The sequence below is a fragment of the Borrelia sp. RT5S genome (genome assembly GCF_021165755.1).
In the GTDB taxonomy this organism is placed as follows: Bacteria; Spirochaetota; Spirochaetia; order Borreliales; family Borreliaceae; genus Borrelia.
Window position 1 is genome coordinate 546,592 of record NZ_CP088936.1, and the last position, 20,823, is coordinate 567,414.

Consider the following 20,823-nt stretch of genomic DNA (forward strand, 5'->3'; position numbering starts at 1 on the left):
TTTGCTGTTATTGCTTATGATTTAGCTTGTGAGAGTATGCATAGCTCAGATAAAGCATAGGGTTTCTAGGTTTGAGGAAACGTTGAGTGAATTTAAAAAAAATTGTGAATGTGCTTTGCAGAATAATGTTGACGTTCTAGTTTTCCCTTTTATGTATATTGGCCATTTTGAATATGAAAGTTTGCTAAATAGGCCAGAGTTTTTGAAATCTAACCTTGATTATCTTAATTTTGTAAAAAATCAAGTTGACAATAGACTATGTGTCGTATTTGGACATTATGATATTTGTGGAGGGAAGGTAGTGGACTGTTTATCTGTGGTAAGCGGCCGCGAGCTTGTTTTAACAACTAAAGAAGTTAATGTTCCAATTTTGTTTAGATATAAGGGAAAGAGCCTTGCCATCTTGAATTTTGAAGATGATTTTTTATCCAAAGAGTTTAAAGCTGAGAGTATGGCTTGTTTAAGGGAATCCCAATATCTCTTAATTCCATCAAAGTCTTATTTTACTAGGGGGAAAAATAATTTAAGACTTTCTTTTTTTAAAAGAATAGCTATTGAAAATAATATGGAAGTTGCTTATGCCAATTCATATGGTGTTCATGATCCAATTGTATTTGATGGTCTGAGTTTTTTTATTAACAAGCACGGCGAATTAGTTCAAGCTAAAGAGCTTGAAGAAGATATTTTACTAAATGAAGGATTTGCTTCGTTAGAGCTTGACTCTCCTTTTGTAATTCTTGATAGAGTGATCTCAGCGTTAGTAACTGCTTTAAGGGAATATGTTTGTCTTGCTGGATTTAATAAAGTTCATTTGGGTATTTCGGGAGGTATTGATTCTGCTATTGTTGCTTATCTTGCGTGTGTTGCTTTGGGTGGGGATAGAGTTACTGGTATTTCTATGCCCAGTAGGTTTTCGTCGCGTGGGTCTGTTGCTGACGCTAAGGAGCTGGCTAGAGGATTGGGATTTAAGTTGATTGACATGCCTATTGAGGCTGTGTTTTCAACCACTTTAGAATTTTTTGGTGATTATTTTAGTACAAAGGGAATTACTGAAGAGAATTTGCAGGCAAGGCTTAGAGGTCTTTTCTTAATGTCTTATAGCAACTCGAATCGTTCTTTGCTTTTAAATACTGGTAATAAAAGCGAAATTGCTGTTGGTTATTACACACTTTATGGTGACTCTTGTGGGGGGATTGCTTTGATTGGGGATTTGTTTAAAGGTGATGTGTATGAGCTTGCAAGACATATTAATGTAAAAGAAGGTAGAGATGTTATTCCTACTAGTATTATTTTAAAAGAACCTTCTGCTGAGTTAAGGCTTGAGCAAAAAGATAGCGATTCTCTTCCTACATATGAAGTTCTTGACGAGATTTTGAATAGATATTTGATTAAAAATGAACCTTTGGATCTTTTGTATAAATCTTTTGGAAAAGAATTGGTCGTAAAAGTGTTAGATCTTTACTCCGGTAGTGAACATAAAAGGAGACAAGGCGCTATGATAGTTAAAGTTTCTAATAAGACTTTTGGTAACGATATTTTGCTGCCTATATCAAAGGTTAAATTAGCGATAGATGAATAATGCTAATATTGTTAGTGTATTAAATGAATTTAACTTAAAGTTAGAAAAGATTTTTTTGCTGATAAATACTTATTCTTACGAGCTTTATAAAGAAACCCCTAGATATTTTTATGGTGATATTACTAATTATCTTGAGTTAACTCTAGAAGTATCGAATAAATTTAAAGAAGAGCTTGAAGCTTCTGAAGAATTAAGAGTAGGTAAGTTTCTTATTAAAAGCGTTAAGTGTGATTTAGTTTCTTATTTGTATCTATCTTTAGAGTTAATAGATAATTCTATGAGTTATGATGAGGTTAAAGATGCTGGTTTTGCTTTTCTGAAGGCTATTTCTTTCAAGATTTCATCAATAGTATCCTATACGGAGATTGAACTTGAAAGGTTAACTCTCTCTTCTGAGCATACAAGTAAGCAAGTTGTAAATAAAGATAGGCATAAAATATTAATTTTTTCTGGGGATGAAAGTCACAGTAAGGAACTTACGAGGTATTTCATGTTGAAATACGATGTTATATCCGTAGATACTATTGATTTTTTCAATAAGATGCTTTGTAGTGATTTTTATGATTTAATTATTCTTGATTTTTTTTCAGACAGAGATGTAGCTATAATTTTGAATTTACTTAAAGGAATTAAAAAAAATAGTCTTTATGAAAAAATTCCCGTCATTATTGTTTCTAATATAACTAGAAAGGATATTGTTACAATCTTTGTCCAAGAGGGAGTGGATGATTATTTTTTAAAAAGTTTAGATTTATTAGTGTTAGAGGCTAGGATAAGTGGGTTTATTGAGAAGAAAAAGAGCATAGAGCAGGGACAGAAGTATTTAGATCTCATACTTAAGAGCAGAGAATATCTTGAGAGTGGATTGCTTGAGGCTGGGAACTATGTTGAAAGCTTATTGCCTGATAAATTACAAAACGAGTTTTTTAGTACCGATTGGATTTTTATACCTTCAGAGAGAATTGGAGGTGATTTCTTTAATTACTATTTTGTTAGTGATGATGAATTAGTAATCTATTTAATAGATATTTCAGGCCATGGGGTAGGTTCTACTCTTTTATCTTTAAGTGTTTCAAGTGTTATTAACTCTTATGTTATGAATAATAATGATATTAATCCCTCCAAGGTTCTAGGATACATTAATAGTTATTTCGTTAAGTTTAGAAGTGATATGTTTATTACATTATGGTATGGGGTGTTAAATGTGAAGACAAGACAGCTGAGGTTTGCAACAGCAGGAGCACCTCCTGCTGTTGCTATAACCCATGGGGATAATTTTTGTCTCCATGCAAGAGGGATGATTCTTGGAATTGAAGAGATATATTCTTGTCAGGAGAGTGAGGTTTTATTGGATAAAGATTCTCACCTCTTGCTTTTCAGTGATGGTGTTTATGAAATTGAAAATAAGAAAAATCTAATAATGTCCATTGATGATTTTTATGGAGTAATTAAAGAAAATACACAACATTTGGATGACTTTATCTTAATGCGTATTTATAAGAGTATGTTGGGGTTATCTAAACATAACAAATTTAGAGATGATTTTTCCGTTCTAGAGTTCATTATCAAATAGCAGAGGTCCTTAAACGAAGAAAAGTTGACTATGCATAGTTCTTCAATCATCGGTACAATTCTATTTTTTCTTAATCTCTCGGGGTTTTTCTTGTTTTCTAGATTGTTTGTCTTTATTTGTGTTCAGTTCGGTAAGAGATCTCAGTAGTTTATTCAGTGTCCAAGTAGAAAACTTTATATAAAGTATTTTGAAGGGATTTTTTGTATTCCTGAGTAGTACTTTCAAGGATTCCAGGTTCATTATAGTTATTATCTCTCTTAAAATCTTTGGAAGATTATTAAAAACTTTAGAACCGACTTTATGACCCTCCATGATGAAATTCTGAAGCATTGTCTGGTCTTTTTTTTGCAATCTTCTCATGTACAATTTTAATATTCTCTCCTGGGTTCTCATTATTTCTGAATTTATTTGCTCTTGTTTTTTTGATACTTTTTTATTTGGTTCAATCATGGGCTTTCTAGGGAGAGATTTGTATGGATTTGTGCCCGGGATATGATTTTTCGTAATTTTCATCTACACTCACTCCTGTTTAAATAAACTAGGTTCCAGTTAATTTTATTAAGTTTTTTTCTTTTATACAACTGACATTGATATTTTGATTCTTTATTACTAAAATCTAGTGGTATGAAGAAATATTTAAGGATAAGTTTTTTAAATTTATTAATTGGTGTGGTTGTTTTGTTTTTGATCATATTTGTTCAATTTAGGGATTTAAGCTTGAATGTATTTTTATTAAAAGATTTAAAATTTTTGGTTGGTAATAAAGTTGAGGATGGTAAATATGCCCTGGACAATCTTACTCTCATCATAAGGGGAATGAGAATAAATTTATCTAAGGAAAACCCCCTCATTGTCCCTGATAGTGAACTCTATCTTAATCCTATTTCATATAAATTACAGGGCAATGAAATCTATGTCTATTTTCAAAACAATATTTTCTTGCTATTTTCGTTTGACCCAGAAGATAGCTTTAGTATTAGCTCAAATCTTTCCAGAAAGTTAATACTAACTTATGAAATAGAAAGTGATTATAAAATTTTTTTTGATGAAAATGTTTTAATTAGGAGCAGAGATTACTTTTTTGAAATTTTTTTGGGTAAAAATACTCAAATCAATGAGAGAGAAATTCTGATTAGTCCTCAAGAAATTTTTAAGATTGGAAATTTGAATAAAGAAATTGAAAAATCCAAAGAGCCTGTAACAAAGGAAGCATCTGGAAGCGTTTCTTTAGATATAAATTCTTCCGCTGTTTATGGATCAATTAAGGAAGTAGAAGAGGGAATTTTTGACTCGGCAATAGTTAGGTTTAAAAATAAAGCATATGATGCATGGAGTAGTAAGTCTGCTTTCAACGTTAAGCAGGGTGGATGGCTTAAGGGCAATGTATATTCTTTTGATGAAGATATATTTGTTTATCTTCTAGCGGAGTCTTTGACAAGGGCAGAACGTGAAGATATTTTTTTAAAGCTTGAGTCTTTAGCAAACCTTAATGAGCACAAACTGACATATTTAAGCTCAAGTTATTATGTTAATGAAGAAAAGATAGATAAATTTTTCAGTTATTTGTCTCTAAATAGGACTTTTATTAATTCTCTTGAGTCGGATAAGCTTTTAGGGTATTTAAAAGAAGATTCTTCTCTTTTGGAGAAGATTTTTTTATCTGAGAATGTTTCTCTTTTCAATGAGGCATTAAATATTTTAAAGGAGCCAGAAGTAGTACTGAGCTTTGACTTTAATGTGGTGCAAGCGTACAACATATTGTCTAATTACATTGTATTTTTGAAATTGAATAATGATAGTTCTGTTGTTGGGAAATTAAAAAAAGAGTTCGTTAATTTTATAGCTACCTTATTTCTTGTGTCTGGCAATGGGAAAGCCTACATACCTAGCGATAAGAATAATTTGTCTTGGGATTTTGAGTACACATTAAAGGTGGCCGGATTACTTAAAAGATTAGCTTATGCAGTAGGAGATGATTTAATATTAAGGGTTTCCTTTAACGCCATCTATTATGCCTTGATGAGCAAGGAGGTTGATCAGATTCCTTATGAAGCTTATTATGCAGATATTGTAGATAATGATTATCTTCCAAAATTTACCTTGATCCCAAGTATTGGAATTGGGAATTGGGTATATGGGGCATCAAAAATTTCAAATTACAATATTTCTGATGTTAGTTATTCCCTTGATTTCAATCGTAGTTTAAATTCTCCCGGGTATTTTTTCTTCAAAGGTATTTCAAGTCCTACTTTGGTTAGGTTTAGAAGTATTAATTGGTATACTGATCCTCAATTTTACATATATTCTGATGGATGGAGATATTATCCTGGTAATAGGATGTTGGTTTTAAAAATAACACCCAAAAAGAGTGAAGACACGAACATTTTATTAAGATTTGATGATGTTAAGATAGTTAGGAATATTGATGAATAATTTTGTTGATAGGGTTCAATTGATAATTGATGTTGGAAATACAAGTATTTCTTTTGCATTGTATATGCAAAATGAAATGCAGGTATTTTGTAAGCTTGAGATGAGGCATGATTTAAGTTTTAATGAGATTTATAAATTTCTCAAATTGAAATTTGATAGTAAGATCGATCAAGTATTTGTAAGTAGTGTTGTACCAATTGTTGATAAAGTGCTCATAAGTGCTGTTAATTCTCTTTATAAGGTGATCCCTTTATTTATCAGATTTGATTTGAATTACGATTTAAGCTTTGATCCGTATAGGGGTAATCGATTTTTGTTAGGATCGGATGTTTTTGCAAATCTTGTTGGAGCCATTGAGCTTTATAAGCTTGATAATGCTTTAGTTGTGGATATTGGAACGGCTTGCACTGTCTTTGCTATTAGTAGGGAAGATGGGATACTAGGGGGTATTATCAACGGAGGGCCTTTCACAAATTTTAATGCATTAATTAAGAGTGCATATCTTTTAAAAGAGTGTGCACTGACAACGCCAAAAGAATTGCTAGGGACCTCAACAATTTCTAGTGTTAATAGTGGAGTTATCTATCAGTACAAATATTTAATAGAAGGTGTTTATTATGATCTTGTTAAAAAATATGAGAGAGAATTTAATTTGATAATTACGGGAGGCAATTCTCATTTAGTTTTACCTTTATTAAGCATAAATTTTGTTTTCAATCTGTATTTAACCATTGGAGGAATTAGGATTTTGGGAAATTCCTTTAATGGTTAAAGGGGGCTTATTGTTGATATTTTAAAGCTTGTAAATATGTGCTATTATTGCGTTAACAGTAATAGTAGGAAGGGTATTTAGGTGAGGTTACTATTTGTTATTCTGTTCACAGTGGCTGTTGCTTTTTTTACTTCTTGTCCCTTGTGTGTGTTGGGGATTTATTTTTGTATTTTTGATTTTGTAAGTTATGGTTTGGTTAATCTTGTTTTCAGGTTCGTAAGAGAAAAAGGTTAAGTCTAGGGTTTAGTATTGTGTCTTGATTGCAGTGTTTTTCTACTACTTACGGGGAATCTTCTTGCTGCGTCTAGGAATACAAGCCTTTCTAAGTTGCATAGATGATTCGGTACCTAATTGCTAAATTCTTGAAATTGATTGTCTATTGTTTGTCTCCTCTTCAAGATTTTACCTGACTGTGTATCTTCTCCATAGATGAGCTTGCCCTTTCTTCATGTTAATGAGTTAATTATAGCTTGTACTTTATTTTTTATAAAATAGACATTAAAGCTTTAGAATGTTTGTGAATAAGTCTTCTTTTTTAAATTCTCTGTTGATACCAAATCGAGTTAATGAAAAATCATATTTAACAGGATCATTTTTATTACTCCTTGAGAAATATTGCGTAACTTCTATTGCTTTCTTAAGACTTACATTTTTATTATGTTTAAGACCAAACAGTTTAGAAGATATATCTGTCATATGAGTGTCCATTGGAACTATTAAGTTTGAAGGATTAAACTTATCCCAGACTCCTAAATCCACATCATCTTTTCTTATCATCCATCTTAAAAATAAAAATAATCTTTTGCATGCACTTCCCTTTGAGGGTTTTGGAATGAGTATGCCAAAGGGTTGCCCATTAATTTTTTCCATATAAGTTATTAGTTTGTCTAGGCTTGATATAAAGTTTCCATTTTCTTTGTAGATATTATAGAAAAGATTCTCAATTGTTGAGTATCTGTTTTGTATTTCCTTAATAGCTATTATCAGTCTTACTATGTCTTCTGTTTTAAAGAATCTGTAAATAAAGTCTTTATATATCGTATTTAGTTCATCTTTCGTGAGATGTTTGAGTTTTTCTGAAGGTTTTGTTCCCAATGGTTTTAAAACTCTGTTGATTCCTTCTAATATTTTTTCAACTCTACCAAGTGCTAGTGATGAACCAATAAGGCCCACAAGTTCAATGTCTTCTTTTTCTGTGTAGTTATATAAAAATTCCAGAGGGTCGGGATGAACGAATTCTCTCTTATTATATTGGTTATATATGGACTCTAGGATATCAAATGTAGTATCTCTAGCTTTTTGCACTGTTAAATTCTAGTAATTTAATCAATATTTTTTTTAATTTTTTGTCATAGAATTTGTCTTGTGCCCATTTGCCCGTAAGATCATATATAGTTGGAGCAGAACCTCTTTTTACAAGGTAGAATCTAGGATCGACCATATTGGAATTTATGTTTTGTCTTGAAGCATAAGCTTTTAAGTGTTGAATATGTGCTCTGATGCCTTCTTTAATGTTGGAAAAGGAATTGCCCTTTGTAAAATTGTCAGTGGCTCCTATGCCTGAGAAATTATGCTGTTCTTTAGAAACAATGCCATTAAATCTCAAAATTCCTGTCTCAAGTAACATCTGTGCGTAAGCAATGTCACAATTTATCCCCTCAATTAATGCCTCATCTATGTAGGTCTGTGCAATCAACTTGACATATTCTGATTCAAGATAGGGGTTCATTTTCAGCGTATATTCTACAAGATCCTCCACCTGACTTATCCCTTTGCTCAGAAGAAAAGGGATATACCTTTCTTCTTCTATTTCAGTGCTTATTTCAATTATGTCGTCTTCACAATAACCCGTCACGGTTAGCAATACTAATATTTTTGATATTACTAAGAGTATAGATTTTTTTGACATTCTTAAAATCCTCTTTCTTCGATAAATTTGTTAATTTCTTTAATAACAAACTCGAACCTTGGTAACATTAATTTTTTGTCTTTAAATAAATTGAAACTTTTTAAATACCTTCTACTAAATATGAAGTCAGAAATTTCTCCAACATTAGCCATGTTGATGACTTTAATAGATGACGAGGCCACTTGGGTTTCTTTTAATTCATTTTCGTCCTGTTTCATTAATAATTGCAAAGTTTTTATTTTGTTTAAAGTTTGAGGTTTTCCCCCTATGTTTATGTATTTAGTTATTTGTTTGTTTTTACTAACAATTGAGTTTGCGATATCTGCTTGATTTCCAATAGTAATTAATACTAATTTATCCAAGTTCATCTTTAGATCCAAAAATTCTAGTTTTTGAGTCGACTTAATGAGTTCAAAGACATTTTGAATCTCTTTAACCTCAGATGATTTATCTGCTCTCTCATCTAAAATTTTTGTAGGTTCTATTAAATACCTAATGACCTTATTTGAAATATCGGTTAATAAGCTATTATCATCATTCTTAATAAAGCCATCAGTATGATAGGATCGATATTTGGGCGCGTACAAATAAACAATATTGCCTCTCTTAACCAGTCTATTTACTAATGATTTAAACATCGAATCATGGGAGTGAAAGGGGAGTACAACGAACACACTGTTGTATAGCTTTTGGTTGTTGCTAATGAAAGCATTTTCATATACATTGGTGTATTTAGGTATGTAATTCATCTCGTTTATGAAAAACGGATTAAACTCGTAGGAAAGAAAAGGATTTTGGCTCTTAAGGCCCATAGTTAGGCTAGTTGGATACCAAACAGACAGATTTAAATTATTTGTGTGGTCTTTAATTCTGGTGAAACCTATTTTATAGTTAGACTGCTCATCCTTCGGGTAATCTGTAAACAGGCCGAGGTATGAAAATGTAGTAGCGATCAGTAATATCATTATTGAGGGTATTACTAATATTCCTTTAAAGAGTAAGGAATAGGTTATTTTCTTAAATTTGTTATGTTGTCCATCTAATCCTTTTCTCAGAAAAAGGATTGTGTTTAAGTTTTTCGCGATGACCATTACTAAAAAGAACAAAAATAGTGATCCAACATAAAACATAAGCGGCCTGATTTCCACCAAATAAAGATTTAGTAGAAAGAATATTCCTGGAGCAATTATCAGGTAATCCTCATGCGAGAATTCTCTTTTAAAATTGAAGAAGTTTATAATCAAAAAAACACTAAAACTCAGTAAAAATATAATCTCACAGAATTGCTCATTCATAAAAGTACTTTTTCCTTAAGTAATTATAAGCATAAAAATGTTATTTACAAAATAATTTCTAAATAAACAGCCTTGTAAATAAGAATTTGTAGGCTATATAATTGCTGCTTGATAAACCAGAGATAACCATCAATAAATGAGTTGTTTTTCATGACTTACAACGTCAGAAAATATTTTGATTAAAGGAGTTAAAGTTTTAAATTAGAGATATGCTTTCAGTCTGGTCTTTGTGTTTAATTTTCCGTAAAGGGTGGGTTTATTTATCCTTTTAGTTTATTGTGGTATGGTATAGTGAGATGTCTTTAAGAGTTGAAGGGAAGGCGATGTGTTGGGGATTTTTTTAGGGACGGGTGCGTCGAGTGGCGTTCCTATGTTAAACTGCGATTGCAGGGTATGTGGCTCAAGCTCTGATAAAAATAAAAGACTTAGAAGTTCATTTTTCCTTTGTGTATCTGGAGTTAACTTGCTAATTGACACAGGTCCTGATATTAGAACACAGCTTTTAAGGGAAAATATTTCTAGACTTGATTTGGTATTGTACACTCATGAGCACTATGATCATGTTATGGGGCTTGATGATATTAAATTTCATACAAGACAGGCTCCTTTGAATATGTACGCACGAGGGAGCACAATGCAGCATATTAAAAATGCTTTCCCCCACAATTTTACATCAAGGATGTCCATAAGTGGAAAGGCTAATATCATTCCCAAATTGGCAGTAGAGTTAGAACCTATTGTTTTTAAGGGAGTAGAAATAATGCCAATTCCTTTATTGCATGGGGACATAATTAGTTTAGGGTATAGGATAAACGATTTAGCGTATCTTACTGATGTTAAATCTATTCCTGATGTTTCTTATAAATATTTAGATGGCCTAGGTGTATTAATAATAGATGCTTTAAGAATAAAACCTCATCCTAGCCATTTAAATTTTGATGAGGCTGTTAGTGAGGTTAAAAAAATAAAGCCAAAAGTTGCTTATTTTACTCACATAGCACATGATATAATGCACGAAGACTTTAATTACTTAAATAAAGATAGTATTTATTTGGCTTATGATGGACTTCGGATACATATTTAACCTAAGGGGTGGTAGGTTTTGTGAATTTGATTTCTTGGAACGTGAATGGGATAAGAGCCCTTCTTAAGAAAGGGTTCCTTGATTTTGTTAAAAAGTATAATCCAGACATTTTGTGTCTTCAAGAAACTAAAGCATGCATGGAGCACTTGCCAAGAGAACTTATCAATGTTGAGGCGTATTTTTCATATTTTTCAAAATCCACAATAAAGGGGTATAGTGGGGTTGGTATTTATTCAAAGATTGAGCCTATTAGGGTAGAGAATATGGGTAGAGAAATATTTGATAAGGAGGGAAGGTGTCTTATTGCTCATTATCGTGATTTCGTTCTTATTAATGCTTATTTTCCCAATTCTCAATCTTTTAGAAAAAGGTTACAATTCAAACTTGATTTTTTAACGAATCTTAGGGATATTGTGAATTCATTCACAAATTCTGGAAAGAACCTCGTTGTATGTGGGGATTTTAATATTGCTCATACTGAGATTGATTTATCCAACCCTGGGATTAGCAGAGACTCTGCTGGGTATTATGTTGAGGAAACTACTTGGATGGATAGTTTTTTAAATGAGGGGTATGTTGATACCTTTAGGATGTTTAATAAGAATCCAGGTAACTATACTTGGTGGGATTATAAAACTAGAGCAAGAGAACGCAATGTTGGGTGGAGAATTGATTACTTTATTGTGAATGAAGTTTTAAAGTCTAGGATAAAGGATGCTCTAATTTTAAACGAGGTAATGGGTAGTGATCATTGTCCTATTTCTCTACATTTAGATTGGAGATAAATGAGGTTTTACATGAATAAATTTTTCTTGGTTATTCTTATTTTTTTTATTCACGGATTTGTTTTTGGGATTGATTTAGAAGATATTGATTTTTATCGTAGTCTTGATAGGGAAGAATTAGTATTTGTAATTCATTTGTTTGAGCGGGAAAAATATCTAAGTCAAAACGGTAATCTTTTAACATACATTGACTTGGCTAGGGAAGCTTTAGCCGAGAGAAGTATTCGGGTTTTGCAAGGCGATAGAGTGGGAGATGTACAACATGTTGAGTCTTTAAGAAGGCCGGATGGTTACAGTAGCGCTAGACTTGCTTTAAGTGCATCAAAGGCTTTAAATATTTTAGTTTATTGTGATGGCAAGGATAGATTTTTAAAAACCTTAGATGGGCGAAATGTGGGTGTTCAAAATGGTAATTTTGTAATTCTAGATTCCTTTCATAGCAAGAGCTATGGCGATGCCCCAAACGAATATACTACTATTGAAATTTATAAGGAAAGTATTTTAAATCCCAATTTTAATAAATTTGCATTAGATCAAACTGGTTCTTTTGTTTACATTAGTGAGTTAGATAAAAAGGTGTATCTTGATGATGTTTCAAATTTATCTAGGATGGAGCTTTTGTTTTTGTTTTATGAGCTGTTCCCTATTTCAAAATTAAAGAGTGTAGGGGATTGGTATGATTTTGGGTTTTCATCTATTCTTAAAGAGCTTAAAAAAGCTTATAATTTGGAAATAAATTCAAGGAGAATTAAATGAAGTATCGAGATGTCAGTAAAATGTTTAAGTTTATCGTTTTAATTTTAGTATTTCTTCTTTTGTCTTGTGCTCCTACTAAGTTAAGAACGGACAAAAATTTAGTAAGTGGTCAACTTGAGAATGGATTTAGGTATTATGTTTATGCTAATAAAACGCCGGAGAAGGCTGTTTATATGGGAATTTTATTTAATGTTGGCTCTTTGCATGAAGAAGAACATGAGAGAGGTTTGGCTCATTATCTTGAGCATATGGCTTTTAAGGGAACAGAAGATTATCCGGGTGGCGAGGGTATTTTGAAGGTTCTTAAAAAGTTTGGGATGGCATTTGGAGCGGATATTAATGCATATACTACCTTTGATAAGACTTATTATAGCCTTGATTTGCCCGATGGTAATAATGAAGAAGAAGTTGATGAGGCTTTAAATGTGTTGAAAAACTGGGCATCACAGATGGAATTGGATGAAGTAGAAATAGAGAAAGAGCGTAATATTATTATTGAAGAGAAGAAACGTGGAGAGCGTTATCCCAACAGAATTATTGAAAAAATATTTAAATTCATTCTTGGTGGTAGCAAATATGTGGACAGGTTTCCTATTGGACTTGAGGATAGAATTTTATCTTTTAAGTCGGGGGATTTTAAGGAATTTTATAAAAAATGGTACAGACCGGAACTTACTAGTGTTATTATCGTGGGAGACATTGAGCCTAATAGAATTGAGAAAAAAATAAAAGAAAAATTTTCGTCTTTTAAAAAACCTGAGGGTGAAATAGGAAAGATTAAGATAAATCTGGATACGGTAATGAATGAAAAATTTGCTAGCATAGAAGATTTTGAAAAACCGTTCCCTGGCATGGCTTTTATTAAAAAAGATAACTACGACATATCGCCTACGTCTAGTTACATTAAAAAAAAGGTTGAACAAGCCTTGTTGAATAATCTTTTTGCAAACAGGTTTGCCGAGTTGAAGACTTCTGGAATTAATTATTTTATGTCTTTTGATAAACAGGCTTCTCCATTAAGGTCGGACGATAAGTATATTCTAATTGATCAAATTTCTGTTGATTTAAATCCAGAATATTTAAAAGAAGGTATTGAAGAGTTTTTTTATCAGTTTGAGAGGATAAAGAAATTTGGATTTACGCAGGGGGAAGTGGATAAGGTGAAATCTCAACTTGTGAGTTCTTATAAGCTTAATAAAGATAACATAGAGAAGAGAAATTCATCTACTATTGTGGATGTTTTAGTAGAAGTTGCATCAGGAGGTACTGATCTGCTTGATATGCATGAGTATTATGATATTGCTGTTGATCATCTAGATAAGATTAGTCTATCTACAATAACGGGTTTTGCTAAGAATGAAGCTTATGTAAGTGATAGTGCTATCATTTATTCTTATTCCAATAAATCTCATCTTGGTTTGACTCTTGAAGAAATCCAGGGAATTCAAAAGCTTGCATTAGGAAGAGAGATTGCTCCTTATGAAGATGTATCAATTCAGGGAAAATTTTTGAAGGAGGATTTGGAGAGTAGAGATATTATTGATGAGAAAGAATTTTTTGGAGGAGTTTCATCCTTTACTCTTGATAATGGGGTTGAAGTTTACTTTAAACACAATGAGCATAAGAAGAATGTAGTTGCTCTTCAAGCAAGTTCTTGGGGTGGTTTGTCAAATGAGGATTCTGACCTTATACCTGTTTTGGATTTAGCACCGAGTTTAGTTGCAAATTCAGGGTATGGGGATTATTCTCAACTTCAAGTTGAAAAGTATTTAGCAGATAAGGTTGTAAGTTTAAGTCCAGCAATTAATTTTCAAAAGACAAGCATTAGTGGTAGTTCTGAGGTTAAAAACCTTAAAACTCTTTTTGAGCTTATATATTTTACATTTCAAGAACCAAAGATAGATGATATTGTTTTACAAAATACTATTAACGATATAAGGGCCGTCATTAAAAGCAATGAGAATAATTCTAAGTATCTGTTTAGACGAGCTGTTAGGGGGTTTTATAGTAATGATGATTATCGCCATAGAGATATTAGGGAATCTGATTTGAATAACATGACAAAAGAGATCCTTTTGAATTTTTATAAAAAGAGATTTACTTACGCAAATAACTTTAAATTTGTGTTTGTGGGGGATGTGGATTTAGATACGATTAAGACTCTTTCAAGGAAGTATTTAGGTAATCTTAACTCTAAAAAAATGGATGAGTTTAAAGATTTAGACTATTCTTACAAGAAGGATTCGGACAGAATAGTTATAAAAAAAGGTGAGGATTCAAGTAGTGTCGTGCATGTTTTCTATCCCTTTGAATTTAACTATACACCTGGGAATGTGTTAAACTACGAGGCGTTAACTTCGCTTCTAACAGATGGTCTTATTAAGCATATCAGAAGGGATATGTCTAGTGTTTATTCAATAAATGCATATTTTGACTATTCTATTAGAAAATATAAACATTCGGATGGTTTTGTGGTTGTAAATTTTACAGTAGAGCCTAGGGTACTTGATGATGTTTTAAAATCTGTTAATGAGTATATGTTAGAGAGACAAAAGACAGATTACACGGAAGAAGATTTTGATTATGTTAAAAAAAATATTATCAAAGAAGAAGAAATCAAATTTCAATCTAATTTGCATTGGTGTTCGTCTATATTAGATTTGGTTCTCCGGACAGGGACATTTGAAGATACTATGAGTGCTACATTTATTGAAAATAATTTAAATAGAGATACCATAAATTCATTGTTGAAGAAAATTAATTTTGAGCAGAAGACAGAAATTGTTTTGGTACCAGAGAAAGAATAATCAATTTGGATTTTGGTTAAAAGGCATTTTGTTATCTTTGCTTGTCACGTCTTTGAAAAGGATTAGTAGCTCTCCAGCTATTAGTCCTTTTGCGTTCCATAGTAGTTTTTCTAATTTTGATGCCAATTCCTCATAATTTTTGGCATCAGATTTGTGAAAATATTTGGTATTAACTAAAAACTCTGCAATGTCTTCTTTTGGAATTTGGAGCATGTAGGCATAAAATTCGTTTATTACTAGGCTATTAGACTTAATGTCATAGTCCTTGCTGTCTAAAAATTTGATCCAAGCTCTTTTATCTTTTTGAGGAACATTTTTATACCATAAAGCAGAGATTGCTTTACTAATATTAGCATCTGTAAAGAAATACATGTGTAAAATTTCATGCATGAATATTATCATTTGGGCTTCCCTTGATATAGTTGCATCTTCTGAGTAAGTGGCAAATGCAATATTCCTTGATTTATCTCTGACTTTTATTGTATTGTCTTCAATGTATGCTAGTTTGTTGTTTATAATAATGTTTCTTAATATGAGCTCTTCTTTGTTTAACTTGGTGTTTGATTTTTTAGCCATGTTGAAAAATGTAATTATATCCTCGAGTCTATAATTATGTCCGGCCCATCCTTTTTTATTTTCTAGTTCTTCGTTTGATAATATCCTTCCTCGAAAATTTTTCTTCTCCATAAAAAATGCCAATCTCTTAAGCATTAAAGATTGATCTTTTAGGTGTTTAAATTTTAATACGTATATTTCAGGTTTCACTATAAGGTTGAAGATTTCAAAAGAATCTCTTCTATAATTTTCTTTTTTATAGTTAAAAATAAACTTTAAATCAGAACTTATTGGTTTATTGATATCATAATAGTCATTTGTGTTGATATATCCAATTTCACTTATTTGAATCATCTTATTGTTTCTACTCAACCTTATTTCATCTTTTTCATTTACTAATGATGTGTATTTTGTGAAATTGGACAATGCTATTTTTTGAGATTCTTTCTCTGAATATAAATCCGAAATTATGGGATTTAATATTTTTTCTTGGGCTTTAAACCCTAGGATGGGAAAAGTATTCTTATCAAGATTAAATTCGATAGAATATTCATTTTTACTAATTGATACTTTTAGATTTTGGGGGTTTGTTTCTCCTATTTCCGTATCTGAGCTTCTTATTTCAATATTATTCAATACAATGGATGAAACATTAGCCACTTTGACATCTACTGTCAACTTTTCGTTTGAATTAATCAGCCTTGGAATCTTGTATGAATAAACACCGCCTTGATTAACAACTTCTATACTTGCGTTTTCATTTATCTGAAGGCCTGGCAAAAGGGTGCTTAACTTTTTATCATCGCACTGTACGATGATTCGACGACCCTCTCCTGTTCGCTCCACACCACCTGCATTCATCTCATAAAAACTTGCTAATGAAAACAATATCGTTAAGAATTTTTTCATTACCACACAAAAAAGAGAGAAACCAACAGGTCCCTCTCTAAAACATCCTCTAGGGGAGTCGAACCCCTCTTGCCAGGATGAAAACCTGGAGTCCTAACCGATAGACGAAGAGGACATAATGAGCTCAGTAGGACTCGAACCTACGACAAACGCCTTAAAAGGGCGCTGCTCTACCACCTGAGCTATGAGCCCCAGTAATAAATCAAATCCACCAAAGCCAATGGTACCATTCATTTAAAAATACGTCAACACAAGTACCCGGGTCTTTTGAGCTGCACAGGACTCGAACCTGTAACCGGCGGATTAAGAGTCCGACGCTCTACCACTTGAGCTAGCAGCCCTTTATTGTCAAACTAGTAAATAGGATAAGTCTTTATAAGTTCAATGTCAAGAATTATTACTACTTTTTTCGATATGTCAAGAATTATTACTACTTTCAATATCTTCTAGCAACTTTTTTGCTTCTAAGTGATTGGGGTTTAAGTTTAGCAATGTTGTCAGAGTTTTTCTTGCTAAAATTTTGTTTTTTGAGCTAATTCTTGCCTTTGAAAGTTTTAACAGCAAATTTTGGTTATTTGGCAAGAATCTTAGAGCGTTCTCATATGAAAAATCGGATTCATTGTATCTTTCAAGTTTGTAGAAAGAATCTGCCATTAAGTTGTATACCTTCATTATTCTTGCTCCATTTGGATCAAGGCCAATGTATTCTTGAAAATATTTGAGTGCGTTTTTGTATTGCTTTTGGAAAAAATAAGACTCTCCCAACGCTTGAATTATCCTTGAATCATATCTTTTTATTGCAAGCCCTTTAACAGATTCCAGTTCGGCTCTCTTGTATTCACCTGCTCCTATTAGACTCCACACAAGTATTACCCTTGCATCCAAATTGGTTGGGTTCCGATTTAATTCTTCTTGAGTATTTATAATAGCCTCTTGAAACCTGCCTTCTCTGTACAATAAAAGCGAATCCTCCCTATTCTGTGCAACCAAAAAACCCGAATATGAAAAGATAAGTAAGATCATCTTTAAGTAAAACATTTTCCCTATCATTCGACCTCCATTACACAATTCCCTTCAAATATTGCTCCTGAATCTATGAAAAGTTCTTTAGTTTTTATATTGCCAATTAATTTTCCAGTTTTGTAAATTTTTATAGCATCTAAGGCTTCAACACTGCCTTTCATTGTTCCATGAGTTAGGAAATTGTTGCATTTAATTTCCGCTTCCACATTAGCTTTTTCTCTTAAATACACTGAACTTGTAGATTTTATGAAGCCCTTAAGTAAGCCTTCAACTATTATTGGCTTATTACTTTCTATGTACCCCTCAAATTCGAAATTACCCCTTATTACATTCTGAGTATTACTTTCCTCAAATTCTAGACTGTCTACGCCCATCTTAACTCCCAAAAATGAATGCATACTGCATCCATTTTTGTCCTAAATATTAATACGCCACACTTTGCTTTCAGTCTCTTCTTTGCCCTAAAAACCTTAGCAGATATAGGAATAAGTTTATGAAATCTAGATAGAGCTTCAAGGAAGCTACAACTACCATCCTATTCTTAAGTTCAGTCCCATCCTCTAACATTCTGTTCATCTTAGAGATATTTTGAACATCATAAGCTGTTAAACCCGTGAACAATATTACTCCCATTATTGAGATTAAAAAATTAAGCCCCGAGCTTCTGAAGAAAATGTTGAAAACAGAAGCGATAATAATACCCCACAGCCCCATAACAAAGTAACTTCCCATTTTAGTAAGGTCTGTACTAGTCGTGTATCCGTAAAAGGACATTGCAAGGAAGGTTAGAGAAGTAATTCCGAAGGTATAAAAAACAGAACCTTGGGTGTATATTAGGAAAACAGAGGATAGTGTTACACCCGTTAACGCTGAGTACCCTAAAAAAAGAGCCGTTGCTGTACTACTTGATATTTTCTCAATTGCACCGCTTATTGCGTAAACAAGCCCAAACTGCACGAGTATTATTGCCATAAATGACATCGGGTTTGAGAAGATTATGGACCGCATAACCATATTCTCAGATGTTGTGTAGGCGAACACAGCAGATATTAGAAGACCAATCGCCATTAGTCCAAAAACCTGAGCTAAGAACTTGTTTTTTATTCTTATCTCCTGTTTATCTTGAGTTAATTCAAACATAATAGTTCCTCCTTTTATTTGTTTCCTTCATTAAATTTCCTACATAATTCATCAAATACCGAGCTTGGAACTTTACCATATCTTAAAAATTCCATTGAAAACTCAGCTTTTCCTTGTGTAGATGATCTTAAAACAGTGGAGAATCCAAACATTTCGCTTAAAGGTACCTCAGCTTCAACTTTTGAAAAACTCCCCTCTTCAAGAGATCCCAAGATTATACCTCTTCTTTGATTTAGAAGCCCAAACATGTTGCCCTGAAATTCTGTTGGGCCCTCAAGAGTTACTCTCATTATCGGTTCAAGTATAGTAGGTCTTGCTCTATTATAAGCTTCTCTGAAGGCCCCAAGCGCTGCGAGCTGGAACGCAATATCAGATGAGTCTACAATGTGGTATTGCCCATCGTTAATTGTAACCTTAATGCCTACAATCGGGAAACCGATTAAGGTACCCTTTTCCATAGCTTTTTGGAATCCCTTATCACATGATGGAATATATTCCGTTGGAATTACTCCACCCTTTATGAGGTTTACAAATTCGTAAGTCTGTTCCTCTGTGTCAAGCGGTTCCATAAACCCAGCTACTCTTCCAAATTGACCTGCTCCTCCTGACTGCTTCTTGTGTGTATAATCAAACTCTGCCCTTTCCGTGATAGTTTCTCTGTATGCGACCTGAGGCATTCCCGTATCAACCTCTGCTTTAAATTCTCTCTTCATCCTCTCAATGTAGACCTCTAAATGCAACTCTCCCATTCCCTGTATTATCGTTTCACTTGACTCGGGGTCCACATAGGTCTTAAACGTAGGATCCTCTTTAGTAAACCTTCCAAGAGCCTTGGCCATGTTATCGGCTGATTTCTTATCCCTAGGCTTAACAGAAAGAGATATTACCGGAGCTGGAATATACATTGATGTCATTGAGTAATTAATCGAGGGATCACAAAAAGTATCCCCCGAAGCACATTCTATTCCAAATAGGGCTACAATATCCCCGCTACATCCAAATTCAATATCTTCAGTATTATCGGCATGCATTCTAATAAGTCTTCCAACTTTAAACTTCCTAGAAGTTCTTGAGTTAATAAGTTCTTGTCCCTTTTTTAAAATTCCTTGGTATATTCTGACATAAGTCAATTGTCCATACTGACCATCTTCTAACTTGAATGCAAGAGCCACAGTGGACAAGCTATCGTCCGTTTTAAGATTAACTTCTTTTTCATTATCGTTTATGTCAAGCGCCACATTCTTAATATCATGTGGAGAAGGCAAAAACTTAGTTACAGCGTCAAGTAAAAGTTGAACTCCCTTGTTCTTGTAAGCGGAACCCATAAATACAGGACATAGCTTTAAAGCCAAAGTACCAGCTCTAATAGCGTCGCATATCACCGCCTCACTAACACCTTTTCCTTCCATATGAAGTTCCATGAGCTCGTCGCTAAAGTCAGCCAAAGCATCAAGCATTATTTCTCGTTTTTCTTTTGCCTCATTTAACAGTTCAGCAGGAATCTCCTTTTCTATGATTTCCGTTCCATCTTTTCCTTCAAAGTAGTAAGCCTTCATCAGTATGAGATCTACAACCCCAAGATGCTTATCTTCAAGTCCAATAGGAATTTGCATTAAAACAGAGTTTAGGTCAAGCTTTTCTCTGAGTTGATCTTTTACATTATGAGGATTTGCCCCAGTCTTATCGCATTTATTTACAAATGCAAGACGTGGCACATTGTATCTCTTCAACTGTCTGTCAACCGTAATCGATTGAGACTGAACGCCTGCTACAGAGTCAAGGACCAGTATAGCTCCATCCAAAACCCTAAGGGAACGTTCAACTTCAATAGTAAAATCAACGTGACCCGGAGTATCAATGATGTTTATCGGATGTCCTTTCCATTCAACGTGAGTTGCAGCCGATGCTATTGTAATTCCTCTTTCTCTTTCAAGTTCCATCGAATCCATTGTTGCTCCAACTCCATCCTTTCCTTTAACTTCATGAATAGCGTGGATTTTGTTACAATAAAAAAGAATACGTTCTGTAAGTGTAGTCTTTCCTGAATCAATGTGAGCACTGATACCTATGTTTCGCAGTTTTTTATAGTCCATGGGATGCTTTCCCTCCTAAGTTTGTGTATATAGAACACTAATTCCCCTAGCCATTCTACATGATTTTTTTCAAAAAATCTATTTCGGTTGTGTCAAGTAATTTCGATTTA

The 20,823-nt window shown here is 33.0% G+C and carries 17 protein-coding genes and 2 tRNA genes; 8 read left to right on the forward strand and 11 right to left on the reverse strand.

The annotated features are described in order from the left end of the window. Nucleotides 1–28: 28 nt before the first annotated feature. Together nadE and LSO06_RS02700 are read left to right on the forward strand one after the other, a co-directional pair. On the forward strand, nt 29–1,579 hold the full coding sequence (nadE, locus tag LSO06_RS02695; RefSeq protein ID WP_231760534.1) for an NAD(+) synthase: 1,551 nt from the start codon (nt 29–31) through the stop codon (nt 1,577–1,579). After that, on the forward strand, nt 1,572–3,152 hold the full coding sequence (locus tag LSO06_RS02700; protein WP_231760535.1) for a SpoIIE family protein phosphatase: 1,581 nt from the start codon (nt 1,572–1,574) through the stop codon (nt 3,150–3,152). The genes nadE and LSO06_RS02700 overlap by 8 nt, the downstream gene beginning before the upstream one ends. Before the next feature lie 60 nt (nt 3,153–3,212). Here LSO06_RS02700 and LSO06_RS02705 read toward each other — a convergent pair whose 3' ends face one another. Next, nucleotides 3,213–3,665: a hypothetical protein gene (locus LSO06_RS02705; RefSeq protein WP_231760536.1), complete on the reverse strand. Its 453-nt coding sequence runs from the start codon at nt 3,663–3,665 to the stop codon at nt 3,213–3,215. A gap of 111 nt (nt 3,666–3,776) precedes the next feature. Here LSO06_RS02705 and LSO06_RS02710 point away from each other — a divergent pair, with 111 nt between their 5' ends. Both LSO06_RS02710 and LSO06_RS02715 read left to right on the forward strand, forming a co-directional pair. After that, the gene (locus LSO06_RS02710; RefSeq protein ID WP_231760537.1) at nt 3,777–5,585 is read left to right on the forward strand and encodes a hypothetical protein; all 1,809 of its coding nucleotides are present in this window, start codon (nt 3,777–3,779) and stop codon (nt 5,583–5,585) included. Next, nucleotides 5,578–6,357 carry a type III pantothenate kinase gene (locus LSO06_RS02715; protein ID WP_231760538.1) on the forward strand — a complete coding sequence of 260 codons (780 nt, stop codon included), beginning with the start codon at nt 5,578–5,580 and terminating at the stop codon, nt 6,355–6,357. The genes LSO06_RS02710 and LSO06_RS02715 overlap by 8 nt, the downstream gene beginning before the upstream one ends. 498 nt (nt 6,358–6,855) lie before the next feature. On the opposite strand, the gene LSO06_RS02720 is transcribed toward LSO06_RS02715, so the two are convergent. From LSO06_RS02720 to LSO06_RS02730, 3 genes are read right to left on the reverse strand one after another with little or no spacing between them, the layout of a single operon-like run. Next, nucleotides 6,856–7,662 (reverse strand): TIGR02757 family protein, encoded by an 807-nt coding sequence (locus tag LSO06_RS02720; protein ID WP_231760539.1) that lies wholly within the window; start codon nt 7,660–7,662, stop codon nt 6,856–6,858. Next, nucleotides 7,649–8,266, reverse strand: a complete 618-nt coding sequence (locus tag LSO06_RS02725; protein ID WP_231760540.1) for a glucosaminidase domain-containing protein — start codon at nt 8,264–8,266, stop codon at nt 7,649–7,651. The genes LSO06_RS02720 and LSO06_RS02725 overlap by 14 nt, the downstream gene beginning before the upstream one ends. 2 nt (nt 8,267–8,268) lie before the next feature. After that, nucleotides 8,269–9,561: a hypothetical protein gene (locus LSO06_RS02730; protein ID WP_231760541.1), complete on the reverse strand. Its 1,293-nt coding sequence runs from the start codon at nt 9,559–9,561 to the stop codon at nt 8,269–8,271. Between the two features lie 325 nt (nt 9,562–9,886). Between LSO06_RS02730 and LSO06_RS02735 the strand changes: the two genes are divergently transcribed. The 4 genes from LSO06_RS02735 to LSO06_RS02750 are packed head-to-tail and all read left to right on the forward strand — an operon-like array spanning nt 9,887 to nt 14,993. Continuing rightward, nucleotides 9,887–10,645 (forward strand): MBL fold metallo-hydrolase, encoded by a 759-nt coding sequence (locus LSO06_RS02735; protein WP_231760542.1) that lies wholly within the window; start codon nt 9,887–9,889, stop codon nt 10,643–10,645. A 20-nt stretch (nt 10,646–10,665) separates the two neighbouring features. Next, nucleotides 10,666–11,430 carry an exodeoxyribonuclease III gene (xth, locus tag LSO06_RS02740; RefSeq protein ID WP_231760543.1) on the forward strand — a complete coding sequence of 255 codons (765 nt, stop codon included), beginning with the start codon at nt 10,666–10,668 and terminating at the stop codon, nt 11,428–11,430. Between the two features lie 12 nt (nt 11,431–11,442). Continuing rightward, nucleotides 11,443–12,186, forward strand: a complete 744-nt coding sequence (locus tag LSO06_RS02745; RefSeq protein WP_231760544.1) for a hypothetical protein — start codon at nt 11,443–11,445, stop codon at nt 12,184–12,186. Further along, the gene (locus LSO06_RS02750; protein WP_231760545.1) at nt 12,183–14,993 is read left to right on the forward strand and encodes a M16 family metallopeptidase; all 2,811 of its coding nucleotides are present in this window, start codon (nt 12,183–12,185) and stop codon (nt 14,991–14,993) included. Before LSO06_RS02745 ends, LSO06_RS02750 begins: the two co-directional genes overlap by 4 nt. Here LSO06_RS02750 and LSO06_RS02755 read toward each other — a convergent pair whose 3' ends face one another. From LSO06_RS02755 to fusA, 7 genes are all read right to left on the reverse strand, one after another. Beyond that, a complete protein-coding gene (locus LSO06_RS02755; protein WP_231760546.1) occupies nt 14,994–16,457 on the reverse strand; it encodes a hypothetical protein in 1,464 nt (487 codons plus the stop codon). Between the two features lie 119 nt (nt 16,458–16,576). Next, a tRNA-Lys gene (locus LSO06_RS02760) sits at nt 16,577–16,649 on the reverse strand. Between the two features lie 76 nt (nt 16,650–16,725). Beyond that, nucleotides 16,726–16,798, reverse strand: a tRNA-Lys gene (locus tag LSO06_RS02765). 76 nt (nt 16,799–16,874) lie between these two features. Continuing rightward, nucleotides 16,875–17,507 carry a tetratricopeptide repeat protein gene (locus LSO06_RS02770; RefSeq protein WP_370639785.1) on the reverse strand — a complete coding sequence of 211 codons (633 nt, stop codon included), beginning with the start codon at nt 17,505–17,507 and terminating at the stop codon, nt 16,875–16,877. Continuing rightward, nucleotides 17,504–17,854, reverse strand: a complete 351-nt coding sequence (locus tag LSO06_RS02775; protein WP_231760547.1) for a bactofilin family protein — start codon at nt 17,852–17,854, stop codon at nt 17,504–17,506. The genes LSO06_RS02770 and LSO06_RS02775 overlap by 4 nt, the downstream gene beginning before the upstream one ends. A 70-nt stretch (nt 17,855–17,924) precedes the next feature. Continuing rightward, nucleotides 17,925–18,620 carry a Bax inhibitor-1/YccA family protein gene (locus LSO06_RS02780; RefSeq protein ID WP_231760548.1) on the reverse strand — a complete coding sequence of 232 codons (696 nt, stop codon included), beginning with the start codon at nt 18,618–18,620 and terminating at the stop codon, nt 17,925–17,927. Nucleotides 18,621–18,634: 14 nt separating this feature from the next. Beyond that, nucleotides 18,635–20,713 (reverse strand): elongation factor G, encoded by a 2,079-nt coding sequence (gene fusA, locus LSO06_RS02785; protein WP_231760549.1) that lies wholly within the window; start codon nt 20,711–20,713, stop codon nt 18,635–18,637. Between the last annotated feature and the right edge of the window lie 110 nt (nt 20,714–20,823).

Excerpts from the sequence above, each read along its gene's own strand:
- LSO06_RS02700 (WP_231760535.1), top strand. The coding sequence starts at position 1,572 with ATGAATAATGCTAATATTGTTAGTGTATTAAATGAATTTAACTTAAAG.
- LSO06_RS02705 (WP_231760536.1), bottom strand. The coding sequence starts at position 3,665 with ATGAAAATTACGAAAAATCATATCCCGGGCACAAATCCATACAAATCT.
- LSO06_RS02710 (WP_231760537.1), top strand. The coding sequence starts at position 3,777 with ATGAAGAAATATTTAAGGATAAGTTTTTTAAATTTATTAATTGGTGTG.
- LSO06_RS02715 (WP_231760538.1), top strand. The coding sequence starts at position 5,578 with ATGAATAATTTTGTTGATAGGGTTCAATTGATAATTGATGTTGGAAAT.
- LSO06_RS02725 (WP_231760540.1), bottom strand. The coding sequence starts at position 8,266 with ATGTCAAAAAAATCTATACTCTTAGTAATATCAAAAATATTAGTATTG.
- LSO06_RS02730 (WP_231760541.1), bottom strand. The coding sequence starts at position 9,561 with ATGAATGAGCAATTCTGTGAGATTATATTTTTACTGAGTTTTAGTGTT.
- LSO06_RS02745 (WP_231760544.1), top strand. The coding sequence starts at position 11,443 with ATGAATAAATTTTTCTTGGTTATTCTTATTTTTTTTATTCACGGATTT.
- LSO06_RS02750 (WP_231760545.1), top strand. The coding sequence starts at position 12,183 with ATGAAGTATCGAGATGTCAGTAAAATGTTTAAGTTTATCGTTTTAATT.
- LSO06_RS02755 (WP_231760546.1), bottom strand. The coding sequence starts at position 16,457 with ATGAAAAAATTCTTAACGATATTGTTTTCATTAGCAAGTTTTTATGAG.
- LSO06_RS02770 (WP_370639785.1), bottom strand. The coding sequence starts at position 17,507 with ATGATAGGGAAAATGTTTTACTTAAAGATGATCTTACTTATCTTTTCA.
- LSO06_RS02775 (WP_231760547.1), bottom strand. The coding sequence starts at position 17,854 with ATGGGCGTAGACAGTCTAGAATTTGAGGAAAGTAATACTCAGAATGTA.
- LSO06_RS02780 (WP_231760548.1), bottom strand. The coding sequence starts at position 18,620 with ATGTTTGAATTAACTCAAGATAAACAGGAGATAAGAATAAAAAACAAG.
- fusA (WP_231760549.1), bottom strand. The coding sequence starts at position 20,713 with ATGGACTATAAAAAACTGCGAAACATAGGTATCAGTGCTCACATTGAT.